This window comes from Shewanella sp. FJAT-51649 (genome assembly GCF_019457435.1).
GTDB classification, from domain to species: Bacteria; Pseudomonadota; Gammaproteobacteria; order Enterobacterales; family Shewanellaceae; genus Shewanella; species Shewanella mangrovisoli.
In genome coordinates this window covers 1,057,990-1,070,730 of record NZ_CP080411.1, presented here as the reverse complement: position 1 = coordinate 1,070,730, position 12,741 = coordinate 1,057,990, and the positions used below count along the sequence as shown (strand labels likewise).

Here is a 12,741-nt window from a genome sequence, read left to right as displayed (position 1 = left end):
GCGCTGAGCGACTTGCATTTACACATCCCTTTGCTGCACTCCTGAGGACACTATGTTTGATTTTGATGCCACCGTACTCGCGAGGATCCAATTCGCTTTTACCGTTTCTTTTCACATTATCTTTCCCGCAATCACTATTGGGTTAGCCACCTATTTAGCCGTGTTAGAAGGACTCTGGTTGAAGACAAACAATCAGATTTATCAGCAGCTTTATCAATTCTGGGTCAAAATTTTTGCCATTAACTTCGGCATGGGCGTGGTCTCAGGCATAGTGATGGCCTACCAATTTGGCACCCACTGGAGTGGTTTTTCGGCCTTTGCGGGCAGCGTAACCGGCCCTCTGCTCACCTATGAAGTACTGACAGCATTTTTCCTCGAGGCGGGATTTCTTGGGGTGATGCTGTTTGGGCAAAATAAGGTTGGTAAAAAACTGCACTTTTTTGCCACTTGCATGGTGGCCACGGGCACTGTGATTTCAACCTTTTGGATCCTCGCCTCCAATAGCTGGATGCACACACCTCAGGGTTTTGAAATCATTGATAACCGAGTCGTCCCCATCGACTGGTGGCAAATCGTGTTTAATCCTTCATTTCCCTACCGTTTAACCCATATGACGGTTGCCGCCTTTCTCTCCTCGGCCTTCTTTGTTGGCGCCTCCGCCGCGTGGCATTTACTGAAAGGAAACGATACTCCCGCGATTCGTAAAATGCTTTCCATGGCCATGTGGATGGCATTGATTGTTGCGCCGCTGCAAGCAGTGATTGGTGACTTTCACGGGCTAAATACCCTTGAGTATCAACCGGTAAAAATCGCCGCGATGGAAGGCCACTGGCGTAATGAAAAGGATGAACCCACGCCGCTCATCTTATTCGCCTTGCCCGATATGGATAAGCAAACCAATCATTTCAGTTTGGAAATTCCAGGATTAGCCAGTCTGATTTTAAAACACGATATAACCAAGCAAGTGCCAGCACTCACTGAGTTTCCTGCCGAGGATTGGCCCAATGTGCCCTTAGTGTTTTGGAGTTTTAGGGTGATGGTGGGCTTAGGCGTGCTGATGATTTTGGCGGGCGTGTGGAGCCTCTACCTTAGACGCAAGCAGACGCTATATAGCAATCACCTGTTCCTGCGCTTGGTACTGCTGTTAGGTCCCGCGGGATTAATCGCAACCCTCGCGGGCTGGTTTACCACTGAACTTGGCCGCCAACCTTGGGTTATCCAAGGGTTAATGCGCACTCAAGATGCGGTTTCGTCCCACAGTGTGACTCATTTAAGCCTCAGCCTGATGATGTTTGTTATCTGTTACTTCGGCATTTTCGGCGTGGGATATCGCTACATGATGCGGCTCATCAGTAAAGGGCCGATAGCGCAAGGGATTGAGCACCATGGATAACAAATCCAGTTTTTTAGCATATCAATTGATTAATCAACCCATTTAAAGGCACAACATGGAATTCGACTTACCCCTGATTTGGTTTGGGATCATCATCTTTGCCACACTCATGTATATAGTGATGGATGGCTTCGATCTTGGCATCGGCATCTTATTTCCCTTCATCCATGATGAGGACGATAGGGATGTAATGGTCAACACCGTCGCGCCAGTGTGGGATGGAAACGAGACTTGGCTGGTACTCGGTGGTGCTAGCCTGCTCGGCGCCTTTCCCCTCGCCTACGCCATAGTGCTCGAAGCCCTGACCATTCCCTTACTGATCATGCTACTCGCGTTGATTTTTCGCGGCGTCGCCTTTGAATTTAGGTTTAAATCCAGCGCAGAGACCAAACCCTTTTGGGACAAAGCCTTTATGTTCGGCTCGATTATTGCCACCTTTGCCCAAGGCGTAGTGCTCGGCGCATTTATCTCGGGCATTTCGGTAGATGGACAAAGGTTCAGCGGTAGCAGCTTCGATTGGTTATCGCCCTTCTCACTCTTCTGTGGTTTTGGGCTGATGCTGGCCTACGCGCTGCTTGGCGCAACTTGGTTAGTGAAGAAATGCACAGGCACACTCAAGACGACCATGCAGCAACTCGCTAAGGTTCTCGCGATTTGCCTGTTGATGACCATAGGAATCGTCAGTTTATGGACGCCCTTCGTACAACCCAATATTGCCCTGCGCTGGTTTAGTCTGCCGAATTTATTCTATTTTGCACCTGTACCTCTGCTGGTATTGCTTTGCACTAAGGCACTTATCCGCGCTTTAAATGCTGAGGATGACTATCGCCCCTTCTTGCTAACACTCGCGTTAATCTTCTTAGGCTTTAGTGGCTTAGGTATCAGTATCTGGCCACATATTATTCCGCCAACGATCAGCCTATGGCAGGCGGCCGCACCAGAGAGCAGCTTAGGCTTTATGCTCATCGGCGCACTGATGATTATTCCCTTGATCTTGGCCTACACCTTTTGGAGCTATTACGTGTTTCGCGGCAAAGTCACCAAGGATGCGGGTTATCACTAAAACGACTTCATGCAGCCGATATCGACTCGGCTGCCAGCAACACACTCTTAGGAGATTGCTATGACGACTCAAACTTCATCGCTCCCCAAACGGCTCGGCTGGTTACTGCTGATTTGGTGCACCAGCGTCAGTTGCTTACTGCTGGTTTCCCTTTGCCTTAAAATCATCCTGCAAGGCGCAGGGCTAACGACTTAGCGGCTTAACATTCAGCCACGTTAATCAATTTATGCGCTAATAATTGCCTAAAAATATCGCCGGTTATTAAGAAAATATTTTTATTTAATAGGAAAACGTCATTCCAGAAATAAAGAGCCTAGAGTTAAAACATGGGTTGCTTTATTTTTTCAGTTGGCCTATGGTATGGACAGTTTATTAGTCATTAATCATCAACCTAATTGGATGATTAATTTAGCCTTAATTTGATATGGAGATGTAGCAACATGTTAAACAATGCATTTTCATCTATCACATTTGAATCATCGCCTTTTACGCTAAATAAGCCTCATTATTTAGCCAGCTTTGTACGCCTTTCACTTAAATTTCCAGTTTAAGCCGAGTGCCACTCGCACTCGGCATCGAATTCCCATATTTTAATTTATCGCTTCCATTTTTATTTTGGGGCATGGCCGCTATCTAGCTCATATTTTGAGGTAGTTATGTTTTATTCTTTTTTTAGCAATCTATTTCAGTCTTTTATGTTGAAAACTGAAACCTATTACCTGCAAAACAGTTTTAATGCCTCACTGCGCCCGACTTCATTAGCCGCGGTGATAGCAAAACTGGATCAACTTAAGAGTGAAGAAACCCAAGATAAAGTGACGGTTGGGCGAGAAATTTTACTGGTTAATCAACAGGACCAGCAGGAATACCGTATCGAGCTGGTGTATCCGCAAAGGCACAAACCCAGAGCGGGACGTTATTCGGTGATCTCCGATCTCGGAGTCAGCTTACTCGGGCGCACTAAGGGCGAATATGCCGAAGTCAATATTCTAGGTAAACCCGTGCTGTTTATGGTGAAAGATATCGCCTTAAGCAGAAAATAAATTAACGGTAAAAATAGTTTTATCAGCATAAAGCATGTTCAAATTTCAGTGGCAGCATGCTTTTAGGTCGCTATTTGCGGCGGCATCTAGCATTGGCATAAATAAAATAGGGAGAGCGCTATTTTGAAGTCTTTAACAGGCCGCGACACAAATTAAAGCCGATGAGCCAAGGCTTAGACCTCTTGGATATTTACCGAGTATGGCAGCGCTTATGTAAAAACCATCAAGAGGTATAAGTTTATTTATCTGGCTCATTTGGCTTTTTCATGAATTAATTTTGCCGACGGGTAATATTAACGACACTATCGGTAAGAATGCGGCGCTACAGTCGATAGTCTCATTTTATGAAGTTTCACTTTACTAAGTATCACTTTGCTGAGTTTAGATTCAGTTAGGAGTCATTGTCATGAGTAAAGAAAAAGCGAAAAAACCGCCGATGAAAACCTTAAAAGAGAAGCGTCAGGATAAACGGAATCGACAGAAAAACTCCGATTAATCCCTGTGTAAAAAATCCCTTAAATCCTCTCTTTATGAGCAAGAGGGCGTGGTAATTATCACGCCCTCTTTTTTATCCCAATTGTCGGCGATATTGCTCAGGCGAATATTGGGCATATTTTTTAAACATCACTATATAAGGTGAGGTTTGGTTATAGCCCAAGGTCAGCGCCACCTCCTTGATTGCCAATCCTTCACGCAAGAGCTGTAATGAATAAATAAACTTATGCCGCTGCCGCAGCTCGGTAAAACTCATCCCAAGACTGTCTTGGCAACGCCGAGCCAGTGTGCGCTCTGTGGTATGTAGTTCACTCGCCCAAGCCTTAAGGCTCTTTTGGCTGGCGGGATCGAGTTCGAGTTGCTGCAAAATGGGCTGCAATAATTTATCGCCACTTGAGGGTAAAAATTGCGGCTGTGCCTGACCTAAAATCAACTGGTCGATTAGCACCTCAAGCAGACGTTTATCTGCATCGCTCTCGGCCACTCTTATTTGCCGCTCCCTCAGGTCGTTCACTATCGCCAGAGCGATGGGCGTGATCGCCAGCAGGCAGGTTTCATTCGGAAAAGCCCCCGCACGACTAGCCACGATATTCATCGAGCAATAATGGATACTGCGGCGAGTAAAGCTCTCATGTTCAATCCCCGCCGGCACCCAAATCGCATATTGGGAAGGCGATAAAAACCGCTGCCCTGCGGCATGCAGCTCCATAATACCACCGCTGTTCAGCTGCAACTGCCCCCAAGTGTGACTGTGTTTTGGGGTGATGGTATTAGGGAGAAACGCTTCATAGTTGAAGAAAATATCGGCAATAGGCGCTTGTTCTACCTTGAGCGGATGATAAACGGGACGCATCAGACCTCCGAAAATAGGCTGGCAAATTCGAGGCGAATACTGAGACTTAAAAAGGATTGTCCGCCGACGAACTGACATTGTCTTTTAAGCGATATTTATATCATAAAAGACCAGAGATAATAGTAGCAGCCTAAAACATCGGGTTTAAGCCCCTTCGCCTAACCCCGTCTCCACACCAATTAAGACTGACCTATGCTGTATTTATTTCCGCTTCTCGCCGTCGTGATTTGGGCGGGCAACTCCATTGTTAACAAACTCTCCTTTGGGATCATCGCCCCCGAAGCGATAGCCTTTTATCGCTGGTTTTTTGCCATGCTAGTATTAACACCTTTTATGCTAAAACCCGTCTGGCGTAAGCGTAAAACGATTGCACCATTACTGCCCAAACTCGCCACCTTGGCCGCCTTAGGCATGGTATTAAACCAAAGCCTGGCTTATTTTGCGGCGGCAACCACAACTGCGACCAATATGGCCCTAATCAACTCGCTGGTGCCTATGGTGAGCTTGTTCTTGGCCGTGCCACTACTCAAACAAAGGCTGACGCCTTTGGTCTTTGGTGGCACTGTGATTTCGCTCTTGGGCTTAGTGTTTATGTTAAGCCACGGCGATATGGCCAATCTTGCCATCGGCGTGACCCAAGGGGATTTACTGTTACTCATCAGCGCCTTTGTATACGCACTTTATGGGGTATTGCTTAAACGCTGGCAATTGCCGATATCGACGTGGGAGTCAGTGTATATTCAAGGGCTTATCGCGGTGTTGATGTTAACCCCGCTGCTGTTTAGCGCGCCAAGTACAGCCATTAGCAGCCAAGCCGCACCGTTAATTATCTATGCCGCACTGGGCGCTTCGCTCATCGCACCTTGGGCCTGGATTAATGGCATCAGCAAGTTAGGGGCCGAGCGCACCAGTATTTTCTTCAACTTGATGCCAATCCTCGCGGCAATCTTAGCGGCGATTATTCTGAATGAAACCTTAGCCGTTTATCACTATATAGGTGGTGCTATGGTCATCTTTGGGGTGATGTTAGTACAGGTAAAACCTAAACCGAAAACACCCGCGCCTATCGCCTGCACCGAATAACTCGCTTAACTCAACGCCCCAAAACCTTGGGGTGTTTTTTTTATCATCGCTTCTAATACAGACTTTTCGCAGGCTGCTGCAAACAACCAAATAGCGACTAAGCTATTTAATAAGTCGTTTTGTCAGAGAGTTATGGAGAGTCCTATGTTTAACAGCATTAGAGTCAAGTTTTCGCTGATGTTTGCCATTATGGCGACAGCCTTAATTGTGATGGCCGTGACGGATGCGATGCAAAACCGCACCACCCTTAAGCAAATGCAGGAGTTTAGCCAACGCTTTAATCCGGCGATTTCGGCTATCCTCAACGCCGACCGCGATCTCTATCAGGCCCAACTAAGTGAAGAAGTACTGCTTAGAGCCGAGCTCAGCAGCGAGAACCGCAAGAGTGAGATAGACAACTGGCAGGAAAACGTCGACCAAGCGCGCGATCGCATGGGGGAATTTAAAAATTATCTGCAAGACCATTTAGAAGTTATCAAGTCCACCAGCGGTTTTGAGGCGCAATTTTCACTCTGGTATCAAGCCTCATCGGAAGTGATCAATGCAGTGAAAAACAATGATTTTGAACTTGCAAGACAACTCCATGAAAACAAATCTAAAAAAGAGTTTAAGGCCTTAAGGAGTATCTACAACGCCGCCGGTGAAGCCGCCGATAACCGCGTTAAAGAACTGGATTTACAGGCCTCAGAGCAGGCCACCACGCAAACCCAAATTTCGGTCACCATAGCCACCTTAGTCGCGATAGTCGCCCTCGTGATTGCCTACTTTGGCCCCAAAATCATAGTCAATGCGATCCGCGATATTACCGACAGGATCAAGGATATTGTCGATGGCGACGGAAACTTAACCCAGCGAATCCCCATCACACGTCAGGATGAAATTGGCGAGCTAGCCAATGCCTTTAACTTGTTCGTGGCCCAATTGCAGCAAATGGTTATCGCGATTATCAGCCAAACCAAAGATGTCAGCCAAACTGTTGAAAACCTCGCGACAAAATCAACCACCACCATAGGCATCAGTTACGAGCAGGAACAGTTTGTCGATACCATAGTCACGGCGGTGAATGAGATGAGCGCTGCGGTGCGAGAGGTGGCCAGCAACGCCCTGCATACCGCCACCGAAATCACTAAGGTCAACGACCAAACCATTGAAGGTAAGAACATTCTCACCCAGTCGGTCAACCATATTCAGCAACTGTCGGAGTCGGTGAAACAAGCCGTAGCGGTTATCGAAAAACTCTCAGTGAATTCCGCCAATATCGCCTCGGTATTGGATGTTATCCGCTCGATTGCAGAGCAAACTAACCTACTTGCCCTCAACGCCGCCATTGAGGCGGCCCGTGCGGGTGAGCAAGGGCGCGGCTTTGCGGTGGTTGCCGATGAGGTGCGGACACTGGCGAGCCGCACCGAAACCTCGACTCAAGATATTCAGCGAATGATTGAAGAGTTACAACGGGGCGTGAATGATGCGGTGAAGAGCATTGAATCGGGCGCCAGCCTCACGAGCTCGACCGTGACCCTCGCCAGCCAGACACAGGATGCCTTAGATGAGATCCTGAACTCCACCTCTAAGGTCAGTGAGATGTCGACACAAACCGCTACGGCCACCGAAGAGCAAACCCATGTAACCGAAGAAATCAATCGTAACTTGACCGAGTTGTCTGACAAGACCCGCTACTGCAATACCGTTATCCAAGAGACTCAGCAAATCGTCGTCAACACCCAAACCATTTGCAGCAATCTGCAAAAAGAAGTGTCACGCTTTAAAGTCGCTTAAGGCGAGTAACGCGCCCAGATGTCCCTGACTTCGCGTCGCTCAAAGACAGATAAAAAAGAGTGCCTAGGCACTCTTTTTTATGGATTAGAGGATACGCTGACGCGTTAAGGATTGCTGCCGAATTTGCCGGCCGTGCCAGTAATGCCAACCAAAACCGCCACAGAGTAATAGCCCTAAAAAAGTGTGCAATAAACTCGCGGCTAACTGTGCCGATTCTGAGCTTAAGTAATACAACCCAACGCCCGTTAATGCCAGCGCCAACAGACTGAGTGACATCACTAATCCACTCTTATGGTTAAGCTTTTTACGCCAGCCTGCACGGATATGGCTATGCCACAGTGCGCCCAGCAAGATGAGCATCAACCAGCCGAGTAGCACATGCATCACAACCGCGGGTAAACGCAGATCCCCGCTCAAGCCAAAATCCACATCCCACTGCAGTTTAAACTCCATCACCCAAGGCAGCATAAATAAGCCTGTAAGGCCCGTTACTGTGATGGCAAGAATGATCAACCAGAAAAACCAATTGGGATAACCACTTAATTTTTTCATTTTTATTTATATCGTTAAAAATACTAAAGAATAATGCAAAGCTTTATCGACACATCTTAGGGCGCGAAATTGACTAAATCGCCACCCAACTGCTGAATTTTTGTCGCGGCGGTGGCATCGTCAAGGTATCCCGCCACCTTGGTTAACGCATCGGCGCGCCAAGCAAACGGTGCCCGCACACTCACAACCCTTTCTTGGTCGCTGGCACACTGCTGCTCGTCTAAATTACCCGTCGGTAACAATAACGCGGGGTAATCGTGGCTTAACTGCTGGGAAACCCGCGAACTGGCAAAGGCGGTATTGCTGACGTTGATCTTTTGACTCAATCCGTTCGGCCCACGGCACAACACATTTAATGAAGCGCTACCAAACACTTTTAAATCGCCACCCGCATTCACCCAGCCACCGCACACGCCCGCACGGCGCAGCTCGCTGACCGCCATATCGACCGCATAGCCTTTAGCGATGCCATCTAAGGTCAAAATCAGTGGGCGAGCCAATCTGGCTTTATCCGCTTGGATCTCAATGTCTCGCCAATCCCCCTGCAACAACAGCGGCATTCCAAGATAAGCGGGCAAAGCGCCGCGGGACATCATCTCACCGCCCACAGTGCAGTTGAATAGGTTGTCACTGGCTCGCCCAAACCATTTAGCAAGCTTCAACACCCTCAGGCTATCAGGACTTAAGGCTATCCACTGCCCCGGCTGGCGATTCAGTAAATTCAGCTCACTATCCTGCTGGTGAAAACTGAGTAAGCGGCCAATATGGGCCACACGCGAAAAAGCCGCTGTTATAGCGGCTTGAAGGGCAGGCTCATCCAATGAAGGATGAGCATTGTGCTCGGCAACGGACTCAGCGGCAATTTCGACTAAGGTCCCGAGTAAGGGTTTGGCTCTACGTATCACTATGCGACTGACTGCGACAAAAAGAGTTGATGGATTACAAGTAACCGTTTTACGCCATCGAGTAAATTACGGCAACTTAATGTGGCCCCACTAATATTGCTGACATCCTCATCGAGTTTAAAGGGATCTTTGAGGGTTTTACCGTGGAACTGATCGCGCCAACTAGCTTCACGCACTTGGCCGCCGTGGGTTTCACGGTAACTGAGCACCTCTAACCCGAGCACTTCGCCCTGCGGACTAATGCCGATAGCGTAGGTAATATACTCATGTTTACCGACAACATCATCCACCACAAACCAACCGAGAAACTGACCGTCCTTTTCCACTTTCCAGATAGGTTGCTGATCTTGACGTTGGCGTACGCCCGATAAGTCTTTGATCTGATCTTTCGCATCGGAGCTCAGTAAGGTTGGGCGCTCACTAAATACCGCTGCCTTATCAAAAATCAACGCCTGCGCTTGGGCCACTGTTAAATAATCCGCAGAAAATGCAGGGGCGGCCACGATGACCATTGGCATAAACCACAAGCTATTCAGATATGTATGCGCCATTTCAATACCTAGTGTTAAAGCAAAACCTTGATTCATCGCAGGCAGAGCAACGCTGCCCTGCCTATGAGTAAAGTACAAATTAGAAGTTAAATGCCACTTTTAATCTGACTTCTTGTTCCGTTTTTTCAATCAGATGCAGGCTAGTATCCTTTTGACCTTCGTACTGCTCACCGCCACCACTTAACTGGGGTAACCAAGTGAGGGTCGCCCACCAATCGGCGCTGCCGTAGTGTAATGAGGGGCCTGCGAAGAATGACCAACGCTCTTGACCAATCTCGGTCTCAAATTCGGTTTCGAATAACACTTCGGCACTGATAAACCAGTTAGGGGCGAAACGGTAGCTCAGGCCAGTGCCCATTTTCAGCTCCAGTTCCATCTCAGGATCGGTTGACCAGTCAAAGTCTTCAGGCAAATTCGCAATTGGTGCGCGGTCGGCATAGGTCGATTCCATGCCAAGGTTGCCAACCCAAATTAACTCGCCTTCGAGCATGTACTTTTGAGTCTGTAAGCCTAAATCGAGTGACAGAGTATCTTTGTCTTGACCAGAGTGCACATCAATCCAGTCATAGTCTAAGGAGGCGGTCATAGACAGACCAATATCATCCTTAGCAGGGCTTAAAAACATGTAGCTTAAGCCGACTTCAGCGCCAGAGGTGGCAAAACCAATGTTTTTCTCTTTCGGCAGATAACCATCGATGATTAAGCCGCTGGTATCTAAAGACATAAACTTAGCCGAACCCGATACCGCAAACTTGTCGGTCACACCGTATTCCAGCTCAGTCTCGTAATTAATGCCGCGGTAAGTACCTTGGCCTTTGTCGTTACGCAACGTCACTTTTTGATAGAGTTCAATGGCTTCTTTAGGCATAGCCTCAGCACCTTTGACATAACCAAATAAATCTTCACCTGCAGTGGCAGTGTGGCAGATGCCGAGTGTTAACACAGAGGCAGCAACTAAACTCAGGCGATGACGAGAAAATGTGCGCATTTAAACAAAGCTCCAAAGAGTTATTAACATAATTGGGAGGCGATTCTAGTAGAGCAACAAAAACAACGCAAATCATTATCATTAGTGTTTTATTGGATAAAGTACCAAATAATAAGGATATTTCATTTAAAACATGATGTTACAAATTAATGTTGAATTAATATTTTTTTGCTATGCAATCGGCTAATGGCCCAAATAGGCACATTTCTGCCTAAAGGCTATACTCACCATGGCATTTGTTACAGATCACACCTATACAGCTTTCATGCCCTGTATCTTTTCGAAAAAAGTGCTATAGGTAATAGGTTGATTAATAAGGTCTAAAATGGCTGTTCACCACGATTTAAACCTCTTTTTAACGAACAGATTACAACGGAAGTAAAAACATCTAGACGTCTAGATTGACAGTAAAATGGCAATCCAATATGCTTGGCACCAAGTTGCTAGGATATGATGCCAAAGCGGCATAGATTTTAAGCGAGTTCGACTGCCAAGGATCCCGCGGACAACCCGCCGAGTAAAAGAGACATTACATTGAGTCAATCAGCCCAAACCACTGCACCGAGTAGCCCGGCATCCTTTATTGCCCTGTTACCCTTATTCGTTTTTTTAAGTCTGTTTATTGGCGCAGGCGTCTATTTCCAAAGCCAAGGTGTAGACTTTGCCTTCTATCAATTACCGAGTGTGATTGCCATTCTGCCAGCTATTATTCTGGCCTTGGTATTATCAAAACAAAAACTCAATCAAGCGATTGATACCTTTATCGGCGGTATTGGCCACAGCAATATTATTGCTATGTGTTTGATTTACTTGCTGGCTGGCGGTTTTGCTGCGGTAGCGAAAGCCACTGGTGGTGTCGATGCAACCGTTGCCTTAGGTTTATCCCTTATTCCTTCAAACCTATTACTGCCCGGCTTTTTTGTGATTGCCGCCTTTATTGCCACCGCAATGGGTACCTCAATGGGCACAATCGCCGCCGTGGCACCTATCGCCTTAGGCGTTGCCGATCAGGCACAAATTGATTATGCCCTGATGGCGGGCGCCGTGATGTCTGGCGCACTGTTTGGCGATAACCTCTCGATTATTTCGGATACCACTATTGCAGCCACTCGTACTCAAGGCTGTGATATGAAAGATAAATTCCGCGAGAACCTGATTTTTGCGATCCCAGCTTCACTGCTGACCTTTATCGCCTTTGTGATTGCAGGCCAAGGCCAAGCCGATCTAGCCGCTCAGGATATCGACTTTATCAAGGTGATTCCTTACCTGACGATTCTGGTATTAGCGGTCGCAGGGTTAAACGTGTTCGTCGTCTTGACCTTAGGCATTTTGCTGGCGGGCGCTGCAGGATTCCTCACCATGGACTATGGCGTTATCCAATTTGGTAAAGATATCTACGCGGGCTTTAGCAATATGCAGGAAATCTTCATCCTGTCGATGTTAGTCGGTGGTTTAGCCGCGCTGATGCAGCAACAAGGTGGTTTAGCCTTTGTAAGCAAACAGATTGAAAAGCTCATCACCCGTTTCTCAAAAGCTCAAGGTGAAGCCTCATGCCGCGCGGCCGAATTAGGCATGGCTGGGATTGTGGCCGTCACCAACAGCTGCGTTGCCAACAACACAGTGTCTATCGTTGTGACCGGTGATATTGCTAAAGATCTGGCTGAGAAACACGGTGTTAGCCCCAAGCGCGCGGCCAGTGTACTCGATATCTTTGCCTGTATTATCCAAGGATTAATTCCCTATGGCGCCCAAGCACTGCTGATCGCCTCAACCTTTAGCATCACACCGCTGGCGGCCGTCTCCCACGCTTGGTACTGCATGATCCTAGCCGCTGTTGCGATTGCGATTGTGATTTTCCGTAAGCGTCACTAACCTTATTTGATTATCGATAACACCAAGGGAGCTATTAGCTCCCTTTGTTTTTATCAGCCGAAAGATCAAATCAGGCCGAGACTTGCCATCAGTTTCGGATTCAGGCAAGTTACAGCGGGTTATTCGCGCGGTATGAAGCTTAATTTACGGCATAGTCATTCACCACA

The 12,741-nt window shown here is 47.5% G+C and carries 12 protein-coding genes; 7 read left to right on the top strand and 5 right to left on the bottom strand.

Going from position 1 to position 12,741, the window contains the following annotated elements; translation table 11 throughout:
- The first annotated feature begins 52 nt into the window (after positions 1-52).
- From K0H59_RS04730 to K0H59_RS04715, 4 genes are all read left to right on the top strand, one after another.
- Positions 53-1,393: a cytochrome ubiquinol oxidase subunit I gene (locus tag K0H59_RS04730; protein ID WP_220054809.1), complete on the top strand. Its 1,341-nt coding sequence runs from the start codon at positions 53-55 to the stop codon at positions 1,391-1,393.
- Positions 1,394-1,448: 55 nt separating this feature from the next.
- Entirely contained in the window at positions 1,449-2,456 is a 1,008-nt protein-coding gene (gene cydB / locus K0H59_RS04725; protein WP_220054808.1) for a cytochrome d ubiquinol oxidase subunit II, read from the top strand.
- 60 nt (positions 2,457-2,516) lie between these two features.
- A complete protein-coding gene (locus K0H59_RS04720; protein ID WP_084294915.1) occupies positions 2,517-2,651 on the top strand; it encodes a DUF2474 family protein in 135 nt (44 codons plus the stop codon).
- 461 nt (positions 2,652-3,112) lie between these two features.
- Positions 3,113-3,499 (top strand): GreA/GreB family elongation factor, encoded by a 387-nt coding sequence (locus tag K0H59_RS04715; protein WP_220054807.1) that lies wholly within the window; start codon positions 3,113-3,115, stop codon positions 3,497-3,499.
- Positions 3,500-4,067: 568 nt separating this feature from the next.
- Here K0H59_RS04715 and K0H59_RS04710 read toward each other — a convergent pair.
- Complete coding sequence (locus K0H59_RS04710; RefSeq protein WP_220054806.1) at positions 4,068-4,847, bottom strand: helix-turn-helix domain-containing protein; 780 nt, start codon at positions 4,845-4,847, stop codon at positions 4,068-4,070.
- A gap of 192 nt (positions 4,848-5,039) precedes the next feature.
- Here K0H59_RS04710 and K0H59_RS04705 point away from each other — a divergent pair, with 192 nt between their 5' ends.
- Positions 5,040-5,930 (top strand): DMT family transporter, encoded by an 891-nt coding sequence (locus tag K0H59_RS04705; protein WP_220054805.1) that lies wholly within the window; start codon positions 5,040-5,042, stop codon positions 5,928-5,930.
- A gap of 144 nt (positions 5,931-6,074) precedes the next feature.
- Positions 6,075-7,706, top strand: a complete 1,632-nt coding sequence (locus tag K0H59_RS04700; protein WP_220054804.1) for a methyl-accepting chemotaxis protein — start codon at positions 6,075-6,077, stop codon at positions 7,704-7,706.
- A gap of 84 nt (positions 7,707-7,790) precedes the next feature.
- On the opposite strand, the gene K0H59_RS04695 is transcribed toward K0H59_RS04700, so the two are convergent.
- From K0H59_RS04695 to K0H59_RS04680, 4 genes are all read right to left on the bottom strand, one after another.
- Positions 7,791-8,258, bottom strand: coding sequence for a hypothetical protein (locus K0H59_RS04695; RefSeq protein ID WP_088210941.1), 468 nt, complete (start codon positions 8,256-8,258; stop codon positions 7,791-7,793).
- A gap of 56 nt (positions 8,259-8,314) precedes the next feature.
- Positions 8,315-9,163 carry an FAD:protein FMN transferase gene (locus K0H59_RS04690; protein WP_220054803.1) on the bottom strand — a complete coding sequence of 283 codons (849 nt, stop codon included), beginning with the start codon at positions 9,161-9,163 and terminating at the stop codon, positions 8,315-8,317.
- Positions 9,163-9,714: an FMN-binding protein gene (locus tag K0H59_RS04685; protein ID WP_011625395.1), complete on the bottom strand. Its 552-nt coding sequence runs from the start codon at positions 9,712-9,714 to the stop codon at positions 9,163-9,165. The genes K0H59_RS04690 and K0H59_RS04685 overlap by 1 nt, the downstream gene beginning before the upstream one ends.
- 79 nt (positions 9,715-9,793) lie before the next feature.
- Complete coding sequence (locus K0H59_RS04680; RefSeq protein ID WP_220054802.1) at positions 9,794-10,702, bottom strand: DUF6662 family protein; 909 nt, start codon at positions 10,700-10,702, stop codon at positions 9,794-9,796.
- 534 nt (positions 10,703-11,236) lie between these two features.
- Here K0H59_RS04680 and K0H59_RS04675 point away from each other — a divergent pair.
- Entirely contained in the window at positions 11,237-12,574 is a 1,338-nt protein-coding gene (locus tag K0H59_RS04675; RefSeq protein ID WP_088210944.1) for a Na+/H+ antiporter NhaC family protein, read from the top strand.
- The last annotated feature ends 167 nt before the right edge of the window (positions 12,575-12,741 follow it).